Source organism: Pseudomonas paracarnis (assembly GCF_904063055.1).
In the GTDB taxonomy this organism is placed as follows: domain Bacteria; phylum Pseudomonadota; class Gammaproteobacteria; order Pseudomonadales; family Pseudomonadaceae; genus Aquipseudomonas; species Aquipseudomonas paracarnis.
This window is the reverse complement of the sequence record NZ_CAJFCN010000019.1, coordinates 23,594-49,264: the sequence shown is the minus strand read 5'-3', so window position 1 is coordinate 49,264 and position 25,671 is coordinate 23,594. Positions and strand designations below refer to the sequence as shown.

Genomic DNA, 25,671 nt, shown 5'->3' with positions numbered 1-25,671 from the left:
GCCCGCTTCATAATCCTTGGCCTGCGTTGATGGTTGGGTTGTTGTAGATGGTGTTGCCGCTGTTTTTCACGTCGCTCTTGTTCAGGTCGTAATTCAAGCCAATGCCAATCCCTTTGTTGATCGGAAACAGCTTGGTGAAGTACATGTCCACGGCCTCCACCGTCGCGCCGATGCCCGACTGCGGCACAAAGATCAAATCGCCGCGCTGCAACGCCACCCGCGGGTGATTGGGGTTGGTCAGCATGCTCTCCAGGCTGATGAAGTACGTCCTGTACTTGCCATCGGGCCCGGTACGCAGCAAGGCCACGTTGGAGGCATCCGCCGAGGGCAATACACCACCGGAGCTGAGCAGCGCCTGCTCGACGCTGACGTTGCCGGCCAGGTCGAAAAACGCCGGGTTGGACACCGCGCCGCCGATAAACACCTTGTTGCTCGGTGCGCTGGCGATGTTCACCGTCACCGCAGGTTCGCGGTAGATGCGCTTATACTTCTCGGTGATCTCCTTGCCCAGGTCTTCGGGCGTGCGCAAGGCCGCCTTGACCCGGCCAATGTTGGGCACCGAGATCACGCCGTCGGGGCGCACCACGAACACCGTCATGTCATCGGCCGCCGCCGGTTCCTGGGCATCACGCACGATACGCAGCGAGTCGCCGCTCTGGATCAGCACCTGCGGCGGTGGCAGGTCGGCCAGGGTCAGCGCCGCTTGATGGCCGGCCTTGAGCGTAGTGTTGTCAGGAAGCGGCACCCGCGCGGGGGTCGAACAACCGGCCAGCCAGATTGAGGTGCTCAAAAGGCCGAGCAGGGTAAGACGGAAACGTCGGTTGATAGTCTTCATGACGGCTCAAGTCCAGTAGGTGGAAAACATGCCCAGGCGCCGTTTAAGCGCGTTGGGCAGGTGGCGTTCAAGGTGGCCGAGGCGATAGCCCAGCAATTTAAAGGCACTGCGCACCACCACTTCGGGGGCGCGATACAGCGCGTTGGCCTCGCGCAATGCGTGCAGTTCGGCCAGCACATAACGTTTGCCTTCGCCGCCGGCGTCGCCAAACGCCTGGCGAATCCACGGTTCGCGGCCGTAGAACACACCGATATCGAAGTAGCGGCGAAACTCTTCCAGCAAGCGGTAATCGTGGGAGTGATACACCTGCGCGCTCGCGGCATAGCGCACCTGGTAACCGGCCAGCAGCATGCGCGCGGCCACATACGCGTCTTCACTGCCAATCACATCCCGGGGGAAACCGCCCACCGCGCTCAGGGCGCTGCGCCGGTACACCGAAAACGAGTCAGAGCTGAAGCAGGTCTTGATGCCCAGTTGCGCTGCATCGTCCAGGCGCTTGGTGCGGCTGGCCGCCGGGTAATTGAAGTGCCGCGACTGCGCGCCGAGCACGCCGGCGCCGGGGTGCGGCAGCTGCCGTCCATAGGCCACGCCATTGAGCGGCTCCAGTTGCAGCTCGCTGATCAGGTTGGCGAAGGTCTCGGCGGTGGCGGGAATCGCGTCCTGGGTCATCACGATCAAGGCGTCGCCGCCCACCTGTTCACTGGCCCAGCGCCGGGTGCCGCCGTGGTTGAAGTCGCGGGCATCAATCACCTCCACACGTGCGCCAAACTCGCGAAAGCGCGCCACGGTGTCATCGCTCGATGCGCTGTCGACCACCAGCATCTCGTCCGGTTGCAACGTCTGCATGCGCAGCGCTGGCAACAGGCGGTCCAGGTGACTGGCCGCGTTGCGGGTGGGGATGATCAATGACGTACGCATCAGGGCTTCACTTCAACTGGCGCGCGGCCGTAGATGTCGTCATAACGCACGATGTCGTCTTCACCCAGGTACTCACCGCTCTGTACCTCGATCATCACCAGGTCGATGATGCCGGGGTTGGTCAGGCGGTGCTTGTGCCCGGCGGGAATGTAGGTGGACTCGTTCATGTTGAGCAGGATCTCGCGTTCGCCATTGGTGATCATCGCTGCGCCGCTGACCACTACCCAATGCTCGCTGCGGTGATGGTGCATTTGCAGGGACAGCGAGCCTTTGGGCTTGACCACGATGCGCTTGATTTTGAACCGCGTGCTTTCCTCCAGCACCGTGTAGGTGCCCCAAGGCCGGGTGACGGTGCGATGCAGGCTGAACGCCGGGTGATTCTGGCGCTTGAGTTCGGCCACGATATGCCGCACGTCCTGGCTGCGATGGGCGTCGGCGATCAGCAGGGCGTCCGGGGTGTCGACGATGATCAGGTCGCGCACGCCCACCGCACCGAGTACCCGCTTGGGCGAATCGATGTAGCAGTTATGTACGTCGTGCAGGATCGCCTCGCCATTGATCTGGTTGCCATTGTCATCACTGGGCGTGAGTTGGCGCAGGGCTTCCCAAGAGCCGATATCGCTCCAGCCAATGTCGCAGGGCACGACCGCAACCTGGGCGGATTTTTCCATCAGCGCCACATCAATGGAGATATCCGGCGCGGTGCCGAAACCTTCAGGGCTCAGTTCGCGCTGGCGACTGCTGCTGTTTTGCAGGCTCTGGCTGTGCTCCAGTGCAGCCTTGGCCGCCTCCAGAACCGCCGGGGCGTGGCTGGCCAATTCTTCCAGCAGGGTGGCTGCCTTGAAGCAGAACATGCCGGCATTCCACAGGTGCTTGCCGCCGTCCAGGTAGCCTTGGGCGGTGGCTTGGTCGGGCTTTTCGACAAAGCGCTGCACCCGAAACCCAGCGCCCAGTGCCGGCCCTTGTTCGATATAGCCAAAGCCGGTTTCTGCTCGGTCAGGCTGGATGCCAAAGGTCACCAGGTAACCGGCCTCGGCCAATGCGCGGGCTTTTTCCACCGCCTGGGCAAAGGCGTCTTCATCGAGGACCAGATGATCGGCCGGCATCACCAGCAACTGCGCGTCTGCGCCGAAATGCTCCTGCACATGCAACGCAGCCACGGCGATGGCGGCGGCGGTGTTGCGGCCAAACGGCTCCAGCAGCAGGTCGAGGCCCAGGCGCTGGGTGTTCACCGCGCGGTAGTCGTCCAGGGTGCGAAACAGCAGGTCGCGGTTGGTCACGGTCAGGATGCTGTCGACGCCCGGCAAGTGACTGGCCCGCAGGAAGGTCTTCTGCAACAGGCTCTGGTCGTCGCGCATGCGCATGAACGGCTTGGGCATGTTCTGCCGCGAAACCGGCCACAGCCGCGTACCCGAACCACCGGAGATGATGCACGGGATCAATCCGTTAAGTGGGTTCATCAATAGACTTCCTTGGTGGAAAGAACGGCCGGGACCGTCATGAAAACGATGTAGAGGTCCAGCCACACGGACCATTTGGCGATGTATTCCAGGTCGTATTCGACCCGTTTCTGAATCTTGAACAGCGTGTCGGTCTCGCCGCGGTAACCATTGATCTGCGCCCAGCCGGTGATGCCAGGCTTGACCCGATGGCGCGAGCTGTATTCGCTGACCGCTTGCTCGAAAGGAATCCCGGCCGCCTTGGTGGCCGTGGCGTGGGGGCGCGGGCCGACCATCGACATATTGCCCAGCAGTACGTTGAACAGCTGGGGCAGCTCATCGATGCTGGTCTTGCGGATGATCCTGCCGACCCGGGTAATGCGCGGGTCCTGGCGCGTGGTCTGGTTTTCGGCGTTGAGGTCGGTCTGTTCGACGTACATTGAGCGGAACTTGAATACCCGGATCAGGTTGTCGTTGTAGCCAAAGCGCTTCTGGCGAAACAGCACCGGGCCCTTGGAATCGAGTTTGATCGCGATGGCGGTCACCAGCATCACCGGCGACAGCAGCAGCAGGCCGATGCTGGCCAGCAGCAGGTCTTCACAACGTTTGATAAAGGGCGACCAGCCCCGCAGTGGCAACTGCGAGGTGTTGAACATCAGGATGCCGCCCACATCGGTGATGCGGTTATGGCCGTAGCGCAGGGCGGCCATATCCGGCACCAGCATGACGTTCACCGACATCTGCCGCAGGCGCTTGACCAACCCATTGATGCGCTGCTCGGCAGCCCAGGGCAGGGTGATCATCACCTGGTTGACCTGTTCGGAGCGGATCAGCTTTTCCAGGTCGCGGGTATTGCCCAGCAACGGCAGGCGGCTCAATTCCTTGGGAATGCGCTCGGTACGGTCGTCGATAAAACCGATCAGGCCGGAGCGGATGTCACTGTTGCGCGACAGGTGTTCAGCCACATGCACGGCCGTGTCGGTAAAGCCCAGGATCACGGTGCGCTGGAGGAATTTGCCGTTATCCATCAGATGGCGGTACAGGCGCAGCATCAATATCCGCTCCACGCCAAACAGCACCAGGCTCATGGAAAACCAGGCCGCCAGGTTGCGTGGGCTCAACTGTGGGAAGAGCAGCAGGATCTGGTACATGAACAGCAGGATGCAAAACGCCGAGACCCAGGCCACCAGCATCACGCGAAAACGCAGGCGGTTGCTGAACAGATCCTCGGAGTACACCCCCAGAGCCTGGAACAGAATGATGGTCAAGAGCGCAAAGAACACCAGCAGGCCCAGGTAGTGGTTGCGCATGTGCTCGGCGACGGGGTCCGGGTAGAACAACAGAATAATGGCCGGCACCACAGCCGTAAGGCCGTGGATCAGTTTCACGAAAACGACAAAAAACTCAACGAAACCGGGACGAGTCAGAAACAGGCTATCGACCGACGATTTACCGCGCATAAATCAGATCCTCAATACACCACCAGAACGTTCCTATTCGTTTGCTCATCCATAAGGCAGCTTTGCTTTACAAGTGGTGCAAATCGAACAACTGCTGTTGCTGGGTAATACGTAATGCCTGTTCAGACGCAGGAATTTACGGAGTGATGGCTAAATAGTGGCTCTCTTGAGGGTCCGTGTCAATGTTTTGGCTTTTTGGCCTTTGCCGTCAATGGCTCTCGTAAGGCCTCCATGATATGACGATTAATTGACATGAGAGGGGACGCTTTCAGAAAAATCGAGAATTGATGCTGGCTTTTTGGAGTGTAGGAACAAACGTAGGGATTTGCCTGTCAGCGAAAAAAGCTTTCTGACGATGGCAGGAAGGGGAAGTTGTAGGAGCGAGCAAGCTCGCTCCTACAGGAGGGGCAGTGCCTAGAAGTTGCCTTTGAGGCTCAGGGTCAGGTTGCGCGGCTCTCCATAGAGATTACCCCAGCCTGAGGTGCCCACGGTCTGGTAGTAATTTTTATCGAACAGGTTGTTGCCATTGAGCGCCACGGTCCAGGTGTCATCCACCTGATACGCCAGGCGCGCATTCCACAACGCATACCCGGCCTGTTCCAGTTTGATGGTTTGCAGCCGGTAGTTGCTGCTTTGGGCGTTGACCCCTGCGCCGACTGTCCATTTCGACAGCGCACCGTCCAACTGGTAGTCGCCCCACAAGCGCAGCATATGCCGTGGCACGTAAGTGTTGGACACCGCGCCTTCGGCTGCGCTGTCGATGTTCTTCAGGTTCTTGGTTTGCGTGTAGGTATAGCCGCCAAACACTTGCAGGCGCTCGATCAATTCGCCGCTCAGCTCGGCCTCGACCCCTTGGGCGCGAACTTTGCCCGTGTCGGTGTAGCAGTAGCCGTCGGAGGAGCTGCCGCAGCGGGTCTCGAAATCGGTTTGGGCGGCGTTTTTTTCGATGGCGCGAAACAGCGCCAGGGAGCTGTTCAGGCGCCCGTCAAACCATTCGCCCTTGATGCCCAACTCATAGTTCTCACCCATTTTCGGCTTGAGGGCCGAACCGCTGACCGTAGCGTAGGAGCTTTGTGGCTGGAAGATATCGGCGTAGCTAGTGTACACCGAAAGGTTGTCATTGAGGTCGTAGATCAGCGCGGCGAACGGCGTGACCACCCCGGTTTCCTTGGTGCGTGCATCCTGGTCGGTCCACTCGCCCCAGGCCAGGTTCAGGGATTCACGGCGGTTTTCATACCAACTGACGCGACTGCCCAGAACCAGCATCAAAGGTTCGGCCAGACGCAGGCGCAAGGTGGCGTAGGCACCGTATTGAGTGGCGGTTTCCTTGACCGTGCCGCCACGGTACATGTTGGGCCAGAAGGTGTCGTCGGCAGGTTCCGGGAAGTGGTGGTTGGGGTTGAAGACGCTTTGGCGCTGGGGCAGGTTGCGGATCGCATAGACATCGTCCTGGGTGCCACGGCTGCCATTGGCGCCGAGGATCAACTCATGTTGCAGGCCAAAGGCTTCGAATTGACCATCGATGTAGGCGTCCAGGCCGTAGTCTTTGTGATCGTAGTCCAGCAAGGCTGCATAGCTGGTGAGCGTGGGGGCCGGGTTACCATAGTCCACGGTGCTTTCGCTGGCGGCGTATTTGATGTCTTGCAGGTTGCGGCTATGCACGGCGCTGACTTTGAGCTTCCAGTCGTCGTTGAAGTGATGGGTCAGATCGGCGAACAGCGTGGTGCGCTGGCTTTGCCAATCGTTCCAGGCCTGGCCCAGGCAGGTGGAGCGGCTCAGGCCGAGGCTTTTGCCGTCACGATAACGCGGCAGGCCGCTCCAGCACGGCGTGGAGTCGACATCCTCATAGCTGGCCCCGAAGCCCAGGGTGGTATCAGGGCTGACATCCATGTCCAGGGCCGCGTAAAACGCCTGGTCCTGACGCTTGGCAAGGTCCATGTACGAGCCACGATTCTGTTGGCTAACCGCCGCGCGGCCACGCACCGTGCCGCTGTCGTTCAATGGGCCGCCGGTGTCGAATTCGGCGTGATAGTTATCCCAGGTGCCCGCCGAGAGGCCAAGGCTGGTGGTGGGCTTGTCCTGGGGCCGTTTGCGTACGAAGTTCACCGCACCACTGGCGGTGCCGGCGCCCTTGAGCATGCCAGCAGCGCCCTTGAGGACTTCCACCCGATCATAGATCGCCATGTTCGCGCTGAAACTGTCGGCCTGTACGTAGTCCTTGCCGATATCCAGTGGCACGCCGTCGAATTGGTATTGGCCGAGCATCTTGAAGCCCCGGGAGTAAAAATACTTGCCGCCCATGGGTGATTCGTAGCTGGTGATGCCTGGGGTGCGCTCCAGCAATTGGTCGATGGTGGTGATGTTCTGGTCATCCATCAGCTTGCGGGTCATCACACTCACCGATTGCGGCGTGCGTCGCAGGCTGTGTTCGCCCTTGCCGATGGTCACGGCGCCGGTGGTGTAGGAGCCGGTGCCTTCGGTGGTGGCGCCCAAACGATCACCGGTGATGGTGGTGGCGCCCAGGTTCAGCGTCGAGCCGGCTTGCTGCTGGGGTAGCAGTAACCAAGCGTTCTGGCCCTGGCTTTGCGCCTGCAAACCCTGGCCCTGAAGTAACCGGTTCAGGGCCTGTTGGGGGGCCTGGGTGCCGCTCAGCCCCGGGCTGCTTTTGCCTGCCACGCTGCCAGCGTCATACGACAGGCTGATACCGGCCTGCCGCGCAAACTGATCAAGGGCGCCCGCCAGCGGCCCAGGCGCAATATTCCAGGCGCGGGCCTGGCGCTCGCTGCCGGGCTCCTGGGCACTTGCGGTATACGGCAAGGCGCTGGCCGCCACGCACGCGCCAAGGAGGGTGGCATTGAGGGCGTGTCTGAGGGGTGAACGTTTGGAGGGGAACGCTTGCATGACCGCGGGATGCTCCTGAAGGAAGTGGACAACACGGGCCTGTTGATCGGCCTCTCCTTACAGGTCGAATGGCAATGAGAATTCACCTCATTTATTTTGCAAGGTCACACGCGAGCGGAGACGGTCACCCAGTAACGGCTACGGTAGGTCACATCGATAGCCAGCGATTGCGCTACCAATTTGAGTACCTGGTCGGTGTCGTCCAGTTGGTAAGTGCCCGACACCCGCAGCCCCGCCACGGCTTCGCTGCAACGCAGCAACCCATTGCGATAGCGGCCCAGCTCGGCCAGGAAGTCCTCCAGACGCATATTGTGGGCGCTGATCACGCCGTCACTCCAGGCCCAAGGGTCCAGGCCGTTGTTGGGGGACGGGCGGATACCGCTACGGTTGAACACCACCTGTTCGCCAGGCTGGATCACTTGGCGTGCCGTACCGTCATGGCGGTCGGCAAACACCGCCACCGCACCCTGCTGCACGGCCAGCAGGGTGCCTTGGGGTTCTTCGCGCACCAGCAAGCGTGTGCCCAGGGCGCGTAGGTAACCGTCGCGGGTATGCACCCATAGCGGACGGCGGTCGACGCCGGTATTGATCAATATTTCACCCTGGCGCAGGTTCACCAGCCGTTGTTCGGCGCTGGAGGTAATGTCGACGGCGCTGGCGCTGTTGAGCTGGACTTTGCTGCCATCCTCCAATGCTACCCAGCGCCGCTCGCCAGTGGCGGTGCGGTAGTCCGCCATCGAGGCGGGCAGGGGCGTGTAGTCGCGGCCCAGCCAGGCTAAACCTGCGGCGCCGGCAAACAGCCCGAGCATTTTCAGGCCTTCACGACGGCTGATGTGCTGGCGTGCGCCGTCGAGTGCATGGCGACTGACATGCGCCGGCAAGTGGTTGAAATCGTCATTCAGGGTGGCGACCCGTTGCCAGGCCTGCTGATGCGCCTCGCTGGTCTGCAGCCACTGCTCAAAGGCCGCGGTGCTGGCGTCGTCGGCGGTGTTGTAGCGCAGCTTGATCATCCACTGGATGGCCTGGTCGACCAGGCGCGAGTCAGGAGTCGGCATAGCGCAACCGGTAACAGGCGTGCAGCGCCTTGGACAGGTCGCGCTCCACTGTGGCCTTGGACACGCCCAGGCGCAGGGCGATCTGTGGACAGGTCAGGCCGTCCAATTGGGCCAACAGAAACGCCTCGCGCACCCGTGGCTTGAGCTGGTCGAGCAAACGGTCGATGCGCTCCAGGCTGTCGAGGATCAGCAGCCGTGTTTCCTCGCTCGGCACCTCCATTTGCGCAAAGTGCGCCAGGCTTTCCAGGTAGGCGCGTTCCAGTTCGCGGCGCCGGTATTGGTCGATCATCAAGCTGCGCGCGATGCTGCTCAGGTACGCGCGCGGCTGCTGCAAGGTCTGTTGCTGACGCGCGTTGAGCAGGCGCACGAAGGTGTCCTGCGCGAGGTCGGCGGCGCGCTCATGGCAACCCGTGCGCCGGCTCAACCAGCCCCGCAGCCAGGAATGGTGGGCTTGGTAAAGCTGGCCGATGGCAGCAAGGTCCAGTGGGTGATTGCTCGACATGGTCATCCTGGCGCAGCAGGCTTAATTGATAATGTTTCGCATTCTAGACGTTGGTTGTGGCATTCAGCAATCACTCGGTTCGCTGCGTGAGCAATGTATCCAGCACAATTTTTTGTAGCGCCTGCCAGCGCCGATTAATCTGGATTTTTTCCCAGCGGACGGTTCGACCATGATCAGCCTCGTCACACTTGGTGTTTTTTCCGGCGCTGTGTTGCTGTTGTTGCTGTCACCGGGGCCGAACATGGCATTTGTCATCAGTCAGGGCGTCACCCATGGCTGGCGCGGCGGCGTTGCTTCGGCCCTGGGCATTGGCGTGGCCGACCTGTTGCTGACAGCGTTGACCGCCATGGGGGTGACGGCGTTGGTCGCCAGTTGGCCGCCAGCGTTCGACCTGATCCGTTATGCGGGCGTGATTTACCTGCTGTGGCTGGCCTTCAAAACCTTGCAAAAACGCCCCGGCCTGGACACCGCTCACGTCGGCCGCGTGGCGTTGGGCCGAGTGTTTCTGCAGGCCATGCTCAACAGTTTGCTCAACCCCAAGGCGTTGTTGTTTTTCATGGTGTTCCTGCCACAGTTTGTGCGGCCCGAGGCGGGGCCCATCGCCTTGCAACTGATGGTGCTGGGCGGCGTGCTGACGTTGATCGCGAGCGTGTTTCACATGCTATTGGGCCTGTTTGGCGGGGCGCTCAGCCGCTTCTTCGCCAAGCGCACCAAAAGCGCCTGGCTGCAGAAGTGGGGCTTGGCAGCGGTGCTGACGGCGTTGGCGGTGCGCTTGGCGGTGATGTCGCGTCCTGCCTGAATGACAGGCGGGAAGCCAAGCAAGTTTCTTTGTGGCGGGGGAGCTTGCTCCCGCAACGGCCCGACAGCCAATGCTCATCTACCAGACACCCCGCAATCCAACTGTGGGAGCTGGCTTGCCTGCGATGACGGCATGCCAGCCGACACCGGGTATCAGACCGAGCACATATTCATTCCTGCGGTAACGGCCACCTATTTGACTGAAAGAGATACCTTTGGCCAGCTTTGCCACGACTACCAGGTCAGTCGAAAGACTGGCTACGACTGGACAGCCGTTGAGCACCGAGAGAATCAAAAGGAGTTTCGTACAGCGGACTAGGACTTACCTCACGTTCAAGCGTTGAAACCGGTTCATTCCCACGGACCTTCCCAGTCGCTGCAAATTCAGCGACCGGACGTGAGAAATCCAACTTCACCCCAGCCGCGCAGCTGCCCGCGCAACAATCTCCCCGCGCACTCTGCGTGACTCCACCGTGCGCTTGTTGGCTTCCTCCAGCACATGCCGGGGCGCCGTCTCCGGGCGGCCTGAGTCAAACGGTGGGGCCGGCGCGTATTCGATCTGCAGTTGTACCAGTTGCGCCGCCGCTTCGCTGTACAACTCCGCGGCCAGAGTCAGGGCAAAGTCGATGCCGGCGGTGATCCCGCCGCCGGTAAACAGGTTGCCATCACGCACCACACGTTCCTGTACGGGAATAGCACCGAGCGGGGCGAGCAGGTGGTGGTAGGCCCAATGGGTGGTGGCCTTGCGACCGCGCAGTAACCCTGCCGCGCCCAATACCAATGAACCGGTGCACACCGAGGTCATGTAGCGCACTGTCTGTGCCTGGGCCTTGAGAAAATCCAGGGTTTGCGGGTCTTCCATCAAAGGGCCCACACCGGCGCCGCCGGGTACGCAGAGCACATCCAGGTTCGGGCAGTCGGCATAAGTGATGGTCGGCGTGAACACCAAGCCCGTGCTGGAGGTGATCGGCGCGAGGTCTTTCCACACCAGGTGCAGTTTCACGTCTGGCAGCGAACCGAGGACATCATAGGGGCCGGTAAGGTCCAGTTGCTGGATGCCGGGGAACAATAGAAAACCGATCTGCAAGGTCATGGTTCAAGCTCCGAAAAGGAATGGACGTCCTCACTGTAGAAGCATAGGCTTTGGCGAATACGCCATTGAGCCCACTAATCTCGCCAATCATGCCAAAAATTATTCATGTACTCGCGTTTGAGAATGCCCAGGTGCTCGATGTCACCGGGCCTCTACAAGTGTTCGCATCGGCTAACGATCTCGCGCGCCAACGTGGTTTGCCATTGCCCTACGCGGTCAACGTCATTGCTACTCAGGCTGGGCCGGTAATGACGTCGGCCGGCCTGGCGCTGCTGGCCGAGCCGCTGCCCGCCATTGACCAGCCCTGCGACACGCTGGTGATCGCCGGTGGCTGGGGTGTGTACGGTGTTGCCGAGGACCCGACGCTGGTGCAATGGGTGCGTGATAAATCCCTGCACACCCGGCGCATGGCCTCGGTCTGCACCGGGGCTTTTCTGCTGGCCGCCAGTGGTCTGCTTGATGGTTGCCGCGTGGCCACGCACTGGACGCGCTGTGAAGAACTGGCGCGCAAGTTCCCTGCACTCACGGTGGAGGCCAATCCGATTTTCATCCAGCAGGGCGCGGTGTGGACGTCTGCTGGCGTGACCGCCGGGATCGACCTGTGCCTGGCCCTGGTAGAGGATGACCTGGGGCGTGCGATTGCCCTGGAGGTGGCGCGCCACTTGGTGGTGTTCCTCAAGCGCCCTGGCGGTCAGTCGCAATTCAGCGTGACGTTATCTCTGCAAAAAAGCGACAGCCGTTTTGCCGAGCTGCATGCCTGGATCGCCGATAACCTGACGCTGGATTTGAGCATCGCCACCCTGGCAGCCCAGGCTGGCATGAGCGAGCGCAGCTTTGTACGCCATTACCGCACCGAGACTGGCCAAACACCGGCGCGGGCCGTGGAACTGATTCGCGTCGAAAACGCACGCCGGCAACTGGCAGACAGCACGACCTCCATCAAACGTATCGCCATGCAATGCGGTTTTGGCTGTGAAGAGACTTTGCGCCGCAGCTTTCTGCGGGCCTTGTCAGTGACGCCCCAGGCTTATCGAGAGCGTTTTTCACCGCTCCAGTAGTTCCAGCAGTGCTTCAAGCGTGACCTGCGGCGCTTCCTGGAAAACATTATGACCCACGCCGGGCAACACCTGCCGGCGATAAAAGCCGCTGAAGTGCTCCACATCGTCATCCACAAGCGGCGGCGGGCCCACACCGTCATCGGCCCCACACAACGAAATGCTCGGTACCGATATCGCCGGTTGGGGCACCAGCGCCTGCTCGATGTATTCCAGCGCGGGATCACCCGGCGCATACATAAAGCGATGGCGATAGGAATGAATCACCACCTCGACAAAATCCGGGTTATCAAACGACGGCGCGGTCAGGGCGTAGCGGCTTGGCCCTTCGGCCCAGGACGGTGACCACAGCGTCCAGAGCAATTGGCAGAGTTCACGCCGGTTGGCCGTCAAGCCGTCGACCCCGCGCTGGGTGTGAAAGTAGTACTGATACCAGAGCCGGTGCTCTGTCTCAGGCGGCCGGGGTTTGAGCGACTGGCTGATGGCCTGGATGTTGTAGCCATCGCCGGTCACCAGCCCGCGCACCCGCTGTGGCCATAGCGCCGCGACAATACAGGCGGCGCGCCCACCCCAGTCAAAGCCGGCGAGGGTGGCTTGCGGGATCGACAATGCATCCATGAAGTCGAGCAAATCCTTGGCCAGCGCCGCCTGTTGGCCGGAGCGCATCACTTGCGTGTTGATAAATCGCGTCGGGCCATAACCGCGTAAATACGGGACCAATACCCGATAACCACGTTCAGCCAGCACCGGCGCGATGTCGTCGTAGCCCCGTGGGTCGTAAGGGAAGCCATGCAACAGGATCACCGGTTCGCCATCGATGGGGCCGTGGGTTTCGTAAGCCACATCAAGCAGGGTTGTGCGCACATACAGCAGCGGCGCAGGGGACGTCACGGTTGCCATACGGTTTTCTCCCCGCTGAGTTTGCGGTCCAGGAACGTTGCCGCACTGATCAATGCCAAGTGGCTCAAGGCCTGGGGCGTGTTACCCAAGTGCCGGGCCTGGCTGTCGAACTCTTCGGCGTACAACCCCAGCGGGTTGGCGTAACGCAGCAACTGCTCGAACTCCAGATGGGCTTTTTCGACTTGCCCGGCGCGCGCGAGGCATTCGACGTACCAGAACGAGCAGGCGGCAAACGCGCCTTCGACGCCTTGCAGCCCATCGATCTGGCTGTCGTCATTGCGGTAGCGGTAGACCATGCCGTCGCGCACCAGGCTTTTCTGGATCGCTTCCAGCGTCGCCAGCCAGCGCGGGTCGGTGGCTGCAACGAAGCGCACCAGCGGCATCAACAGCATCGAGCCGTCCAGCGCCGTACTGCCGATATGCTGGACGAAATGCCCGCGTTCTTCGTTCCAGAAGTTGCTCCAGATGTCGGCGTAGATCGCCTGGCGCGTCTGGTCCCAGCGTGCGAACGGGGCCGGCAGCGAACGTTTGGAGGCCAGGCGAATGGCACGGTCCAGGGCCACCCAGCACATCAGGCGTGAATGCAGGAAGTGGTGCTGCTCACCGCGCATTTCCCAGATGCCTACGTCTTTGCGGTTCCAGATCTCACACACTTGGTCGACCACTTCCACCGTGTGTTTCCAGCCTTGGTGGGAGATGGCTTCGCCGTACTTGTTCACCAGATAGACCGCGTCCATCAGTTCGCCATAGATATCCAGCTGGATCTGATCGAACGCCTCATTGCCCACCCGTACCGGTTGGGCGCCGCCGTGGCCGCTCAAGTGGTCGAGGGTGGTTTCCGGCAGTTCCTGGCGACCGTCGATGCCGTACAGGATGTTGATCTTGGTCGGCTGGCCGCAGCAGTCGCTGACCCGACCCCTGAGCCAGCGCATATAGGCGTTGGCTTCCTCGACGAAACCCAGGCGCATGAACGCATAGACGGTGAACGACGCATCGCGGATCCAGGTATAGCGGTAGTCCCAGTTGCGTTCGCCGCCGGGCGTTTCCGGCAGCCCGAACGTGGCCGCGGCGATGATGGCGCCGTGTTTGCGCGAGGTCAGCAGTTTCAGCGCCAGTGCCGAGCGGTTGACCATCTCGCGCCAGCGCCCGCGATAGTTGGACTGGCTGATCCAACCGCGCCAGAACTTCAAGGTGCGCTCCAGGTAGAGGTCAGTACAGTCGTTGGTGACGCGCGCATCCTCCTGGCCACCGAGGACAAATTCGGCGCCTTCATCCTGGGCGAGGGTAAAGGTGGCGATGGCGGTGTTGTCTTGGAGGGTCAGCGGCTGGCTGCCGGTCAGGCGCAGGCCGGGTTGGCCGTTGGCGGTGAACACGACACTGGCAGCCTCGGCCTTCGCCTCGGTAGCGGCCCGGGCATAGTCGTGGCGCACGGCGCAGCTTAAGTGGATAGTCGCCTTGCCACTGACCACCCGTACCCGCCTGATCAGCAAAGGCAGTTCATCGACGTTTTCGCTGACGGTCAGCAGGTCGGTGATCTCCACCACCGCTTCATCGCTCAGCCAGCGGGTCTGCAGCACGTTGGTGTCGGGCAGGTAGATCTGCTCGCGGCGGGCGTTGGGCAGGTCCGGGGTAAGCTGAAATGTGCCGGCCTCGGGCGTGTCGAGCAATGCGCAAAACACCGACGGGCTGTCAAATTCCGGCCAGCAGAAGAAGTCGATGCTGCCGCGGTCGTTCACCAGTGCCGCGCTGCGCATGTCGCCAATGATCCCGTGGGCATCAATGGCACTTTGAGGTTCGTTCTTGAAATCAACCATTGCCACGGAACTCCGGGTAGAGGCTCATACCGCCATCGATGAACAAGGTGCTGCCAACCACATAATCAGAGGCATCGCTGGCCAGCCACACCACGGCGTTGGCCACGTCTTCGACGTCACCGACACGACCATAGGGAATCAATTTAAGCAGCTCTTGTTCTGCCGCGCCTTCGGTGGCCGCGCGGTTGATCGCCGTGCGAATCGCCCCTGGCGCAATGCCATTGATACGGATGCGCTGTTCGCTGACTTCCTGGGCGAGGGTGCGCATCAGCATCTCCACGCCGCCCTTGGACGCGGCGTAATTCACATGCCCGGCCCAGGGGATGACTTGATGCACCGAACTCATATGGATGATTTTGCCGGCGGCCCGTGACACACCATCGCGAACGCCCTGGCGATTGAAGATACGCACCGCCGCCCGCGCGCACAGGAACTGCCCGGTGAGGTTGACGCCAATCACCGTGTTCCAATCCTCAAGGGTCATGTCGACCAGATTGGCATCTTTTTGCAGGCCGGAGTTGGCCACCAGAATATCCAGATGGCCGAAGGCGTCGAGGGTTTGCGCGAACAGGCGTTCGACATCGGCCTCCTTGGACACATCGCCGCCAATCGCAAGCGCTCGGCCGCCGTTGGCATTGATCTGCGCGGCGAGAGCCTCAGCCGGTGCCGCCTGGGAGTTGTAGTTAAGCACCACCGCGGCGCCCGCTGCGGCCAGGGCTTTGGCCGCGCCCGCGCCAATGCCGGAACTGGCCCCGGTGACCAGGGCCACTTGTTGCTGCAAGGAAATCTGCATCGCCCACCCACCGTTTTATGAGAGTCCTTCTTGCTGACTGGCGGCGGGGAGCGGAAGTTCACCCCCTCGCGTTTACGCCCAGCGCGGGTAAAAGCGCGACTTTATCGTATGATGCTGAAAACAAAGGGCAATACAGGAAGCGATGGAATGCAGGCGTGGGCCGATACCAGATTGATCAAACTGTTAGTCAGCGGCGTCTTGGCCGTTTTATCACTGACTCAAACAGCCCTGTGCCTTGCCGATAACAGCAATGGTAAAACGCTGTATCTACAGCGCTGTGCTGTGTGCCATGGGCCCGATATCAAAGGCACGGGGCCATTGGCTCAAAAAAGCAATCCGCCAACCCCCGACCTGACAACCGCCGCCTTCAAGAAACGACTCCATGAATATCCTGGCGTTATCGTCTCCTCGGTCATCCTTCGCCCCAATGGCAACCTGATCCCCAAGACGCTGCAGGACAATGGCGTAAAGATCGCGCCACATGCCTGGAGCGTTAAAGACTTTCGCGATTTGCATCAATACATGAGTGAGGTCATTTCAAACAAATAGTGGGTGGGCGATGAGCAGCAATTGCCCCACTTAATAGGAAGCATTACTATTCACGCCCCGCCTCCCCAGTGCTCTCGCGATGACTCCTCAGCCGCCCCGCAGAACAGGCTTTTTCGAGCACTACGAAGAGTTGATCGGCACCTGGACACGCCGCCTGAGAAACCGTCAGCAAGCCGAAGACCTGGCGCACGACACCTTCGTGCGTGTGCTTGAGTCCGCTGCCTGCGAGGTGGCGCAACCGCGCGCCTACCTGCATCAAACCGCGCGCAATATTGCGGTGGACGCCTACCGCCGCGAAGACCGTCGCGAGACGTTGACGCTGCAGGTGGTTGATCACAGTACGCCGCACAGTAGCGACCCGGAACATTACATGCACGCGATCCAATTGGCCGACGCCATCGAGCGGGCGCTGGCCGAATTGCCGCTCAACTGTCGCAGGATTTTTATCTGGCAGAAGATCGAAGGGCTCACCCAGCAGGAAATCGCCACACGCCTGGGGCTGTCTAAAAACATGGTGGAAAAGTATATGATCCGCACCTTGCGGCATCTGCGTGATCGTCTGGATGCGAGCGCGCCATGACCGGCTTTGAAACAGGATCTTCCACGATGGATAACCGTGTCCGTGATGAGGCCGCGCAGTGGTTTGTACGCCTGCAAGACGGCCCATTGAGCGCCCAGGAACGTCAACGTTTCGATGCCTGGCGCAGGTCGCAGCCCGCGCATCAGTACGAAATCGATGTGCTGCAAGGGCTATGGAGTGCGACGGATTTGCTGCCCAAGGCCCGCTTGCAGGCGCTGGGCGATGCGCCAACCGAGCGCCTTGGACGGCGTGCGCTGCTGCGTTATGCCGTGGCCGCCAGTGTGGTCGCCGTTGCAGTGGGCCTGGGTGCGTACAGCGGTCTGGGGCAGCCAAAGCCCTACAATGCCGAATTCAGCACGCGGTTAGGCGAGCATCGTCAGGTGACCTTGCCTGACGGTTCCGTGATGGACCTCAACAGCCGCAGCGTGGTCGCGGTTCGCTACGAAAAGAGCCGTCGGGGCGTAGAGCTCAAGCAGGGCGAGGCGATGTTCAGCGTGCAACATGACGCCGAACGCCCGTTTGTGGTCGCAGCCGGGGCAGGGCAGGTGACCGTCACCGGCACGCGCTTTGATGTACGTCGGGAGGCGGACCAGACCCGCGTGGCGGTCGAAGCCGGCACGGTCAAGGTGCAGGGCCGGGCATCCGATCACATCGTCACGCTCACCGCCGGGCGTGGCACCCATGTCGATCCCCAAGGCCAAGTGGCGGCGGCCTACGCGGTGAACCCTGAAGAACTGACCGCGTGGCGCAGCGGTAAACTAGTGTTCAACAACGCCACCCTGGTAGACGTGGCGCGGGAAGTGTCGCGCTACCGCGAGCAACCGCTGCGGGTCAGTACGGCAGCGGTGGGCAACCTGCGCTTGACCAGCGTCTTCAAATCCAGCGACACCGACGCTTTGCTCAAGGCCTTGCCCCACATCCTGCCGGTCGCCTTGCGCACTTTGCCGGACGGTAGCCAGGAAATTATTTCACGCTGACGTTCAGGTTTTTTTCGAGTTCTTCGTCTTCTCGTACAACTGCAACTGGTTTGCATTAACGGCTGCGCATGCTTGCGATCACAGGACTAGGTTCGACGTGAAAAAACTTGCTCTTCACAACAATAAAATTTCCCGCTGGGCGCCCTTGGCCCTGGCCGTTGCCATCAGTACCGCACAGGCTGCCGAGGGCATCCACATTCGTGCCCAATCCCTCGGCGCAGCCTTGAGCCAATTGGGCCAGCAGACCTCGCTGCAAGTGTTCTTCAGCCCCGATATGGTGGCTGGCAAGCAAGCTCCCGCGGTCGATGGCAACCTCTCGCCCGAACAAGCCCTGCGGCAATTACTGCAAGGCAGTGGCCTGGATTACCAGATTGACGCCGGCTCCGTGACCTTGCGTCCGGTGCGCAGCGGCACCGGTGAAGCGGGCTCACCGCTGGAACTGGGGGTCACCGATATCAAAGTGGTGGGCGACTGGCTTGCCGACGCCGATGCCGAAGTGGTGCAGAACCACCCCGGTGCGCGCACGGTTATTCGCCGCGAGGCCATGGTAGAGCAGGGCGCGATGAACGTCGGTGATGTGCTGCGCCGTGTGCCTGGCGTGCAAGTGCAGGAATCCAACGGCACCGGCGGCAGTGATATTTCCCTCAACGTCGGTGTGCGCGGGCTGACGTCACGCCTGTCGCCGCGCTCCACCGTGCTGATTGACGGCGTACCGGCTGCGTTCGCTCCCTACGGCCAGCCACAGCTGTCGATGGCGCCAATTTCTGCCGGTAACCTGGAAAGTATCGACGTTGTCCGTGGCGCGGGTTCGGTGCGTTATGGGCCACAGAACGTCGGCGGCGTGATCAACTTCGTAACCCGTGCGATCCCGCAAGACTTCTCCGGGGAAGTCGGCACCACCCTGCAAACGTCTGCCCACGGGGGCTGGAAGCATGTGGAAAACGCCTTTATCGGCGGCACGGCCGACAACGGTATCGGTGCCGCGCTGCTGTACTCCGGAGTCAATGGCAACGGTTACCGCAACAGCAACAACGGCAACGACATCGATGATGTGATCTTCAAGACCCACTGGGCGCCGACCGATCAAGACGATTTCTCGCTGAACTTCCACTATTACGATGCCAGCGCCGATATGCCCGGCGGCCTGACCCAGAAGCAGTTCGATGCCAACCCGTACCAATCGGTGCGTGACTGGGACAACTTCAGCGGGCGCCGCAAGGACATCTCCTTCAAGTACATCCGCCAGATCGACGACCGCACCCAGGCCGAAGTGCTGACTTACTATTCCGACAGTTTCCGTGGCAGCAACATTGCCAACCGCGACCTCAAGACCCTCAGTTCCTACCCGCGCACCTACTACACCTTCGGCATCGAGCCGCGTGTGTCCCATGTGTTTGACCTGGGGCCCAGTACCCAGGAAGTCAGCGTGGGCTATCGCTACCTCAAAGAAGGCATGCACGAGGAGGCCACCAGCCTGAACCTGGTCAACAACGTACCGACGCCGGGCGGGCAGAGCGACGGTCACGTGTATCAGGACCGCACGGGGGGCACTGAAGCCAACGCCTTCTATATCGATAACAAAATCGATATTGGCAAATGGACCATCACCCCGGGCATTCGCTTTGAAGATATCCGTACCGAATGGCATGACCGCCCAGTCGTGGCCCTGAACGGCAAGCGTACCGAGGAAAAACGCCGCGAGGTCCACAACAACGAACCGCTGCCGGCGCTGAGCGTGATGTACCACGTGTCTGACGCCTGGAAACTGTTCGCCAACTACGAAACCTCCTTCGGCAGCCTGCAGTATTTCCAACTGGGCCAGGGCGGTACCGGCGACCAGACGGCCAACGGCCTGAACCCGGAAAAGGCCAAGACCTACGAGGTCGGTACGCGCTACAACGACAGCGTCTGGGGCGGCGAAGTGACGCTGTTCTACATCGACTTCTCGGATGAACTGCAATACGTCAGCAATGACGTGGGCTGGACCAACCTCGGCGCCACCAAGCACAGCGGCATCGAAGCATCGGCCCATTACGACCTGTCCAACCTCGACCCGCGCCTCGACGGCCTGACCGCCAACGCGGGCTTCACCTACACCAAGGCCACCTCCGAAGGTGATGTGCCGTTCAAGGGCCGCGACCTGCCACTGTATTCCCGCCAAGTGGCGACCCTGGGCCTGCGTTACGACGTCAACCACTGGACCCACAACCTGGATGTCTATGCCCAGTCCGGCCAACGGGCGCCAGGCACCGGAACCACCTACATCACCCAAGGCACCGCGGATGGTCAATACGGTGATATCCCAGGGTATGTCTCGGTCAACGTGCGCAGCGGTTATGACTTCGGCGCGCAGTTGTCGAACCTGAAGCTGGGTGTGGGCGTGAAAAACGTCTTCGACCAGCAGCATTACACGCGCTCCAGCGATAACAATGCCGGCTTGTACCTGGGCGAGCCTCGCACCTTCTTTGTACAGGCAAGCGTCGGGTTCTGATCTGTCGTCTCTGGGGAAAATCGCAACCTCAGGGGGGCGATTTTTTTTGCCTGGGCAAAGCGCTCCGCGCACTCATTGCTGCAAGACCACACTCTGTTTCCTACATCACCACAGCACAGATTATGGCTGGATCAGGAACTGATTCCGACGCAAAACCACACATGGGAAAGCTGATGGGCTTCGACACTGCGTTGGAGCGACAAGCTGAAAATCGCCCACTGTATGGAGAAACTTATGTCGGTATCGATGTTGGATACACCCGTCTCTGCTTCATCAACGCCTGACCTTTCACAGGCCAGCGCCAAGGCCGAGGTCAAAAACACGCGCCAGGCTGCACCTTCCTTCAAGGGCCAGAATGCTGCCCATGTGAATTTTCAATCGGGGGACAACAAAGCCGGGCCGGTATTCGGTAACCCCCAGGCACCCACCTCCGCAGCTGACGTGCGTGGACATCACCACAGACCACCGGCGATGCAGAATTTCCTGGGCCAACTCCCGCACTGGATCAGTCATTGGTTCTTCGGACATCGGCCGTCTATGCATCCTGGCTGTGGGCATCCGCCGCCAAAGCCGAACCCAGGTTGCAGCAACCCGCCACCCAGGCCGAACCCCATTGGGAGTAATCCGCCACCGAGGCCGGACCCCACTGCAGGTCGGCCGTATCCGCCCGCCCCCGGCAGGCCTGATCCGCAGTACTCGCTGAAAAATAGAGAAGAGCTGGCGCAGCAGTTGCGCGATAACTTCAATGCCTTCAGAGACCCGAAGAACCCTGGTTCCATTAGCGTTGACAGCATTCTTGCAATGGCAAAAAGAGGGTGGTCGCCCAACCCCGTCATGAACGAGAACATTCGCCTGGCCAATGAACTGCTACGACGTCCGGAACTGATGGCCGCATTGGACCGGCACGGTTCCACGGGCGCTTTGGATGGCCTGATCGACCGGCACAGCCTGAACGCGGTAATCAAAGGAGAAAACTACTTCAAGTACAAGAGCGACAAGGAACTGGCCGGTGAGCTGCTTGAGCATTTCGACGAGTTGAAAAACGGGAGCGGGGGCTCAAGCCTTAAAATCCGCGACCTGAAAAAGTGGGCCTGCCAGCCACTTACCGGCGACGCAGCCAAGGACCATCTGATTCAGTTATCCCAGGAAATAATACGCAAGCGCAGTGATCTGCTGGAGAAAATGGATAACCGCGCCAGTAAAGATGACGACGGGAAAATCAGCCGTACAGGACTGTACTTGTTGTCCCGCTGACCGCTCTTCAGGCGCCGCCTCTCGGGGGCGGCGCCAGTCCAATATGTTTCAAGGAACGAATTACGCCCATTTGCCACAGAGGTGATACTTGCGGTTGTAATTCGACCCGCCGCTTTTCAGATTCTGAATGAGGGAAAACATATGACTTCAGCCTCGTTTAATTCTTCCCCAAACGGTCCCATCGACCTGTTGCGCAGTACCCAACGTACAAGTCCACCAGTATCCAAGGAGCGCGGCCCCTCGCGTAGCTTCCCTTTTGCGTCGACGGAATATGAGGCAGAAGCACGGCGTATGAAGGCTTATGCCGGCGAGCGTAGATTCCAGGCGCCCGTGTCGGACGACTTTTCCCGGGGCATGCTGGCAGACCCGCAGGTCAGGGGGGAGGGCGCCGATTCGTTGAACGACACGGGGTTGATCAATTGCCTGGCAGGCTGGTGGCGTAGGCGCAAGCTGGGTTAACCGCGGCTGACCACGGTTTTACATATTGTCATTGGTAGGTATCGTTGACTCGGAACTGCCGAGTTCCTCCAACCACACATGAGGTGCCTGCCTGGGTAGAGTCCATTCGTTGATTTTGCCCATCAAGGTAAAAATCACCCTGCGGATATGCATCTGAAAAGTGTTGGAGAAAACCCATGACAATCGAGGGTGTATTACCTTCCGGACGGCCTCTGCCCCCCGACAAGCCGGCCGTACACTCAACTACGTCATCAGCGGCCATCCACCCTGAGACTTGGCATCAACCCCCTTCATCGACGTCGGGCGAGGGTTCGCGCAAGCCTTTTCTTTTACGCGGAACATTGTCCGCTCTGCGCCATCGTGACTTGCAGAACTTTCCCCTTGGGCGGGCCAGTGGTACCCCGCCGGGTGCTAGCTCAACGGACAACCAACTGGCGAAGGCCCTGGAAAAATCCTTCGGCCTGCTGCACTCCTTTCTGAATGATGGGCGCTTGACGTGGATGTCTTTGCAGCGGATCGCCGTTCATCCTATGGGTGAAAGCGAGGCGTTGGACGGCGTGATTCAGGTCGTCGGGGAAATGCTCAAGCGCCCGCGGTTATGTGACGCGATCTTCAGTCGTGACGGCGATATCACCCGTGACAGCCTCCGCGCGGCGGCCCAAGCGTTGCAGGGGAACAGCTCGGCAACCGAGTTCAGTCAGGACCCGTTTCATGCGCAAGGCAATGCGCAGGTGGTGGAGGCGCTACAAAGCCAGTTTCCGCTGTTGAGAGACAAGGCCATGGACCGAACCTACCTGTTTGAACCGCATCAGTATGTTGAAATAGCCAGGCTGCGGGAGGTCATGCAGGACCCGCATGAGGTTGATCAGCAGGGCGCGCCGGTGCTGGATGCGTCCACGGGCATGCCCCAGTCCAAATACAGCGAACTCTGTGTCTACACCGCGAAGAACATTATTGAGCGTCCAGGTTTGCTGCCTTCGTTGGAGCGCGCCAATGGCACACGACTATTTGGCCCGCCTCACAAAGAGGGGTGGCTCAGCAACAAAAGCCTCGAACGGTGGCATGAGCAAGACGCCGCACGCAAGGCACGCTGAAAGGCAAGCTACACCTTTAGGACTTTGCCGCTGATGGCCACCGCCGCCAGCAATACGGCGATCAGGATGAAGGCAGTGCTCAAGCTGCTGCCGTGGGCGATAAAACCAATCACGGCGGGGCCGGCGAGAATGCCGGCGTAGCCCAATGTGGTGATGGCAGGCACTGCAATATGCTCCGGCATTACCGTTTGCTTACCCACGGCGGTGTACAGCACCGGCACGATATTCGAACACCCGGCCCCCACCAGCGCATACCCCAGCAGCGCAGTTTCCCACGCAGGCAATAGCGTCGCGAGGAGCAAGCCGGCACAGGCCAGCGTGCCGCCCATCACGATGACCCGCGTGGGGCCCAGGCGTCGAACAATCGCATCACCGGTCAGGCGTCCAGCGGTCATGGTCAAGGCAAATGCCGCGTAGCCCAGGCCGGCGTAGGCCTCATCCAGGCCGCGCTCGGCGCTGAGGAACACAGCGCTCCAATCCAGTACGGCGCCTTCAGCCAGGAACACGATGAAACACAGGCAACCGATAAACAACACCACACCATGGGGCACTGCAAATGCCGGCCCCGAACTTTCACTGCCATAAGGCAGTAAGTGCGGTGCAGCCTTCAACAGCGCCGCCAGTGTAATAACCACCACCACCAGGGTCGCCTGCAATGGCGACAGGCCCAGGCCCAGCAACCCCGCAACCCCCGCAGCGCCGACAATGCCACCCAGGCTGAACAAACCATGGAAACCCGACATCATGGTTTTGCCACTGGCGCGCTCAACGATCACCGCTTGCAGGTTGACGGTGGAGTCCACGGTGCCCAGGCCTGCGCCAAACAGGAACAACCCGGCAATCAGCAACGGGATGGAACTGACGGTGGCCAGCATCGGCAGGGCCAGGCAGATCATCAGTGTCCCTGCGCTCAGCACGCGTCGGCAACCGTAACGCGAGGCCAGCGCGCCCGCTGCCGGCATTGCGATGATCGACCCCACCCCCAGGCATAACAGCAGCAGGCCAAGGGTGCCTTCATTCAGATTCGCACGCGCCTTGGCGTACGGCACCAGCGGCGCCCAGGCGGCGATACCAAAACCTGCGATAAAAAAAGCGATGCGGGTCGACATCTGCTCCAGTCGCCCGGGAACCACGGGGGCAGGAGTGGGAATGGCAGTCATGGAAAATCCTTGGTTTGGCGTTCAACGAACGATGTCCGGCGCGACATCCTTGCATATCAGGCCCTCTTGAGCGAATCGGGTTCCCTAGGTGTTACGGGGCGTGAGGCATTCTTTTTACAAACACGGAACGCTTTGGTGGCCGGTCACCACGTAGAAATGATCGAGCCTGTAGGAGGTGGGCTGGAAGGTGTGTAATCCCTGCGGGGAGTGGTTGAACCCCAGGTTTCTTGCGGCGGATTACCACCTTCCAGCTCACTTCCCACAGACCGGCTGTTGTGTAATACGCTGCTGTCCCGATAGTAGATAAGTGAACGGACGAACCGATGAAGAATTTCCGGTTGGTGTGGTTATGACCCGATTCTACGACGCGCGCGGCAATATCTATGGGGTGGTCAGCCCCGCCTATTTATGCCGCCAGGGTATTGCCGTGCCCGACACTGCCGGCTTGGCTGCGAGCACGCGTAAGGCGTGGGCCGCATCGGCGATTGCGTCGGAATGTGGTTGGGGTTCGTTGCCGCGTCCTGCTGGTGCCAAGGCGCATCGCTGCGATGGTTTGTTGGTCGGGCCATTTCAGGCCCAGCCACCGTTTGATCTGCTGATCATCAATACCGACGGCTCTCTCGCCGAACGCAGTGGCAATGGGCTGACTATCTTTGCCCAAGCGTTGACCGACCAGGGTTTGCTGGTCCATGGCAGCGAGTTGCGGGTGTATCACGACAAGCCGGATGCGGTATCGCCCGTAATCACCTGTGTCGAGCCGGCTGAGCATGAACAGGTGCCAGGCTTCTGGCTGGCCTTGGGCCGGCCCGAGTTTGGCCCCTTGGCGGTGGGGGCGGTTGGCGTGAGCCCGGTGGCTGTGGGGCGGCATGAACTCAGTCATGTGGCAGCCTTGACGTCGCTCAATCCGCAATGGGGGAGCAGTCAATTTGTCCGGGTTGGCAACCCCCATTGTGTGACGCTGGTTGAGCAGGTTTCGGCATTGCCAAGCTGTGACACGATGCATCAGTCGGTACTTTTCAAGCAGTTGAAGGCCATCGCTTTTGCACCGCCGGCAGGGTGCGGCCAACCCTGTGTCGGTGGGGTCAACCTGCAATGGGTTGCTCGAGACGCTGGCAATCGAATCATCGCACGCGTATTTGAGCGAGGAGAGGGGCCTACGGCGTCCTCGGGGACCAGCGCCAGTGCAGTGGCGTGCGCGGCATGGCGAGCAGGTTGGGTTGAGGGGGGCGACGTAGCGGTGGTAATGCCGGGTGGCACGGCGCCAGTGCGCTTGCAGATCGAATCAGGAAACGTGCTGAGTGTTAGTCTTTTCGGGACAGCGCAATTAAAAGTCTGAACATCGGAAATGACTGATGCCTTAAATAAGCGTCAGCCGTTTCCTTAAAACTCAGTTAAGAGAGTACAAGCCGCAGTCAGAGTTTGCCTCTAATTATTAGATGATTTTTTGGCTGTATTTATATTCTGTAAAAGACACTTCCATCTTTGCTGTACGAAACTTCTTTATTATTTCTGAAGGGCCGAAAGTCGCCTGAAATCGCTAAGCT

The 25,671-nt window shown here is 60.6% G+C and carries 22 protein-coding genes; 10 read left to right on the top strand and 12 right to left on the bottom strand.

The window, feature by feature from the left end; all coding sequences use genetic code 11:
• Positions 1-7: 7 nt before the first annotated feature.
• From JMV15_RS25780 to JMV15_RS25750, 7 genes are all read right to left on the bottom strand, one after another.
• The gene (locus JMV15_RS25780) at positions 8-835 is read right to left on the bottom strand and encodes a polysaccharide biosynthesis/export family protein (protein ID WP_014717838.1); all 828 of its coding nucleotides are present in this window, start codon (positions 833-835) and stop codon (positions 8-10) included.
• A gap of 6 nt (positions 836-841) precedes the next feature.
• Entirely contained in the window at positions 842-1,753 is a 912-nt protein-coding gene (locus JMV15_RS25775; RefSeq protein WP_014717839.1) for a glycosyltransferase family 2 protein, read from the bottom strand.
• A complete protein-coding gene (locus JMV15_RS25770) occupies positions 1,753-3,213 on the bottom strand; it encodes a mannose-1-phosphate guanylyltransferase/mannose-6-phosphate isomerase (protein WP_032903768.1) in 1,461 nt (486 codons plus the stop codon). Before JMV15_RS25770 ends, JMV15_RS25775 begins: the two co-directional genes overlap by 1 nt.
• The gene (locus JMV15_RS25765; RefSeq protein WP_014717841.1) at positions 3,213-4,652 is read right to left on the bottom strand and encodes an undecaprenyl-phosphate glucose phosphotransferase; all 1,440 of its coding nucleotides are present in this window, start codon (positions 4,650-4,652) and stop codon (positions 3,213-3,215) included. Before JMV15_RS25765 ends, JMV15_RS25770 begins: the two co-directional genes overlap by 1 nt.
• A 414-nt stretch (positions 4,653-5,066) precedes the next feature.
• Positions 5,067-7,553, bottom strand: coding sequence for a TonB-dependent siderophore receptor (locus JMV15_RS25760; RefSeq protein WP_038449665.1), 2,487 nt, complete (start codon positions 7,551-7,553; stop codon positions 5,067-5,069).
• A 104-nt stretch (positions 7,554-7,657) separates the two neighbouring features.
• Complete coding sequence (locus JMV15_RS25755; protein WP_038449667.1) at positions 7,658-8,608, bottom strand: FecR domain-containing protein; 951 nt, start codon at positions 8,606-8,608, stop codon at positions 7,658-7,660.
• A complete protein-coding gene (locus JMV15_RS25750) occupies positions 8,595-9,110 on the bottom strand; it encodes a sigma-70 family RNA polymerase sigma factor (RefSeq protein WP_014717844.1) in 516 nt (171 codons plus the stop codon). The genes JMV15_RS25755 and JMV15_RS25750 overlap by 14 nt, the downstream gene beginning before the upstream one ends.
• 169 nt (positions 9,111-9,279) lie before the next feature.
• Here JMV15_RS25750 and JMV15_RS25745 point away from each other — a divergent pair, with 169 nt between their 5' ends.
• Entirely contained in the window at positions 9,280-9,909 is a 630-nt protein-coding gene (locus JMV15_RS25745) for a LysE family translocator (RefSeq protein WP_014717845.1), read from the top strand.
• A gap of 411 nt (positions 9,910-10,320) precedes the next feature.
• Here JMV15_RS25745 and inhA read toward each other — a convergent pair whose 3' ends face one another.
• Entirely contained in the window at positions 10,321-11,001 is a 681-nt protein-coding gene (inhA, locus tag JMV15_RS25740) for an isonitrile hydratase (RefSeq protein WP_019818712.1), read from the bottom strand.
• Positions 11,002-11,090: 89 nt separating this feature from the next.
• Between inhA and JMV15_RS25735 the strand changes: the two genes are divergently transcribed.
• Positions 11,091-12,059, top strand: coding sequence for a GlxA family transcriptional regulator (locus JMV15_RS25735; protein ID WP_014717847.1), 969 nt, complete (start codon positions 11,091-11,093; stop codon positions 12,057-12,059).
• Here the strand turns inward: JMV15_RS25735 and JMV15_RS25730 are convergent.
• Genes JMV15_RS25730 through JMV15_RS25720 form a run of 3 tightly spaced genes read right to left on the bottom strand, consistent with a single transcriptional unit; the run spans position 12,045 to position 15,563 of the window.
• Positions 12,045-12,956, bottom strand: a complete 912-nt coding sequence (locus tag JMV15_RS25730; RefSeq protein ID WP_014717848.1) for an alpha/beta fold hydrolase — start codon at positions 12,954-12,956, stop codon at positions 12,045-12,047. The two genes, JMV15_RS25735 and JMV15_RS25730, sit on opposite strands and share 15 nt — an antisense overlap.
• Positions 12,944-14,770 carry a glycoside hydrolase family 15 protein gene (locus JMV15_RS25725; RefSeq protein ID WP_014717849.1) on the bottom strand — a complete coding sequence of 609 codons (1,827 nt, stop codon included), beginning with the start codon at positions 14,768-14,770 and terminating at the stop codon, positions 12,944-12,946. Before JMV15_RS25725 ends, JMV15_RS25730 begins: the two co-directional genes overlap by 13 nt.
• A complete protein-coding gene (locus JMV15_RS25720; protein ID WP_014717850.1) occupies positions 14,763-15,563 on the bottom strand; it encodes a glucose 1-dehydrogenase in 801 nt (266 codons plus the stop codon). Before JMV15_RS25720 ends, JMV15_RS25725 begins: the two co-directional genes overlap by 8 nt.
• Before the next feature lie 147 nt (positions 15,564-15,710).
• On the opposite strand from JMV15_RS25720, the gene JMV15_RS25715 reads away from it, so the two are divergent.
• The 7 genes from JMV15_RS25715 to JMV15_RS28475 all read left to right on the top strand — a co-directional run bounded on the left by JMV15_RS25715 (position 15,711) and on the right by JMV15_RS28475 (position 22,967).
• On the top strand, positions 15,711-16,112 hold the full coding sequence (locus tag JMV15_RS25715) for a cytochrome c (protein ID WP_014717851.1): 402 nt from the start codon (positions 15,711-15,713) through the stop codon (positions 16,110-16,112).
• A gap of 79 nt (positions 16,113-16,191) precedes the next feature.
• A complete protein-coding gene (locus JMV15_RS25710; RefSeq protein WP_014717852.1) occupies positions 16,192-16,692 on the top strand; it encodes a sigma-70 family RNA polymerase sigma factor in 501 nt (166 codons plus the stop codon).
• A 26-nt stretch (positions 16,693-16,718) separates the two neighbouring features.
• Entirely contained in the window at positions 16,719-17,669 is a 951-nt protein-coding gene (locus JMV15_RS25705; RefSeq protein WP_019818704.1) for a FecR family protein, read from the top strand.
• A gap of 97 nt (positions 17,670-17,766) precedes the next feature.
• Positions 17,767-20,160 carry a TonB-dependent siderophore receptor gene (locus JMV15_RS25700; protein WP_019818702.1) on the top strand — a complete coding sequence of 798 codons (2,394 nt, stop codon included), beginning with the start codon at positions 17,767-17,769 and terminating at the stop codon, positions 20,158-20,160.
• A gap of 234 nt (positions 20,161-20,394) precedes the next feature.
• Positions 20,395-21,414, top strand: a complete 1,020-nt coding sequence (locus tag JMV15_RS25695) for a type III secretion effector protein (RefSeq protein ID WP_172832669.1) — start codon at positions 20,395-20,397, stop codon at positions 21,412-21,414.
• Positions 21,415-21,705: 291 nt separating this feature from the next.
• Positions 21,706-21,873: a hypothetical protein gene (locus tag JMV15_RS28480; RefSeq protein WP_020301887.1), complete on the top strand. Its 168-nt coding sequence runs from the start codon at positions 21,706-21,708 to the stop codon at positions 21,871-21,873.
• A gap of 176 nt (positions 21,874-22,049) precedes the next feature.
• Complete coding sequence (locus JMV15_RS28475) at positions 22,050-22,967, top strand: hypothetical protein (protein ID WP_014717857.1); 918 nt, start codon at positions 22,050-22,052, stop codon at positions 22,965-22,967.
• An 8-nt stretch (positions 22,968-22,975) separates the two neighbouring features.
• Here JMV15_RS28475 and JMV15_RS25680 read toward each other — a convergent pair whose 3' ends face one another.
• On the bottom strand, positions 22,976-24,127 hold the full coding sequence (locus JMV15_RS25680) for an MFS transporter (RefSeq protein ID WP_014717858.1): 1,152 nt from the start codon (positions 24,125-24,127) through the stop codon (positions 22,976-22,978).
• Between the two features lie 349 nt (positions 24,128-24,476).
• Here JMV15_RS25680 and JMV15_RS25675 point away from each other — a divergent pair, with 349 nt between their 5' ends.
• On the top strand, positions 24,477-25,463 hold the full coding sequence (locus JMV15_RS25675; RefSeq protein WP_038449672.1) for a DeoR family transcriptional regulator: 987 nt from the start codon (positions 24,477-24,479) through the stop codon (positions 25,461-25,463).
• Positions 25,464-25,671: the final 208 nt, after the last annotated feature.

Coding starts and splice junctions, on each gene's coding strand:
- JMV15_RS25780 (WP_014717838.1), bottom strand. CDS start 835: ATGAAGACTATCAACCGACGTTTCCGTCTTACCCTGCTCGGCCTTTTG.
- JMV15_RS25775 (WP_014717839.1), bottom strand. CDS start 1,753: ATGCGTACGTCATTGATCATCCCCACCCGCAACGCGGCCAGTCACCTG.
- JMV15_RS25770 (WP_032903768.1), bottom strand. CDS start 3,213: ATGAACCCACTTAACGGATTGATCCCGTGCATCATCTCCGGTGGTTCG.
- JMV15_RS25765 (WP_014717841.1), bottom strand. CDS start 4,652: ATGCGCGGTAAATCGTCGGTCGATAGCCTGTTTCTGACTCGTCCCGGT.
- JMV15_RS25760 (WP_038449665.1), bottom strand. CDS start 7,553: ATGCAAGCGTTCCCCTCCAAACGTTCACCCCTCAGACACGCCCTCAAT.
- JMV15_RS25755 (WP_038449667.1), bottom strand. CDS start 8,608: ATGCCGACTCCTGACTCGCGCCTGGTCGACCAGGCCATCCAGTGGATG.
- JMV15_RS25750 (WP_014717844.1), bottom strand. CDS start 9,110: ATGTCGAGCAATCACCCACTGGACCTTGCTGCCATCGGCCAGCTTTAC.
- JMV15_RS25745 (WP_014717845.1), top strand. CDS start 9,280: ATGATCAGCCTCGTCACACTTGGTGTTTTTTCCGGCGCTGTGTTGCTG.
- inhA (WP_019818712.1), bottom strand. CDS start 11,001: ATGACCTTGCAGATCGGTTTTCTATTGTTCCCCGGCATCCAGCAACTG.
- JMV15_RS25735 (WP_014717847.1), top strand. CDS start 11,091: ATGCCAAAAATTATTCATGTACTCGCGTTTGAGAATGCCCAGGTGCTC.
- JMV15_RS25730 (WP_014717848.1), bottom strand. CDS start 12,956: ATGGCAACCGTGACGTCCCCTGCGCCGCTGCTGTATGTGCGCACAACC.
- JMV15_RS25725 (WP_014717849.1), bottom strand. CDS start 14,770: ATGGTTGATTTCAAGAACGAACCTCAAAGTGCCATTGATGCCCACGGG.
- JMV15_RS25720 (WP_014717850.1), bottom strand. CDS start 15,563: ATGCAGATTTCCTTGCAGCAACAAGTGGCCCTGGTCACCGGGGCCAGT.
- JMV15_RS25715 (WP_014717851.1), top strand. CDS start 15,711: ATGCAGGCGTGGGCCGATACCAGATTGATCAAACTGTTAGTCAGCGGC.
- JMV15_RS25710 (WP_014717852.1), top strand. CDS start 16,192: ATGACTCCTCAGCCGCCCCGCAGAACAGGCTTTTTCGAGCACTACGAA.
- JMV15_RS25705 (WP_019818704.1), top strand. CDS start 16,719: ATGGATAACCGTGTCCGTGATGAGGCCGCGCAGTGGTTTGTACGCCTG.
- JMV15_RS25695 (WP_172832669.1), top strand. CDS start 20,395: ATGTCGGTATCGATGTTGGATACACCCGTCTCTGCTTCATCAACGCCT.
- JMV15_RS28480 (WP_020301887.1), top strand. CDS start 21,706: ATGAAGGCTTATGCCGGCGAGCGTAGATTCCAGGCGCCCGTGTCGGAC.
- JMV15_RS28475 (WP_014717857.1), top strand. CDS start 22,050: ATGACAATCGAGGGTGTATTACCTTCCGGACGGCCTCTGCCCCCCGAC.
- JMV15_RS25680 (WP_014717858.1), bottom strand. CDS start 24,127: ATGACTGCCATTCCCACTCCTGCCCCCGTGGTTCCCGGGCGACTGGAG.
- JMV15_RS25675 (WP_038449672.1), top strand. CDS start 24,477: ATGACCCGATTCTACGACGCGCGCGGCAATATCTATGGGGTGGTCAGC.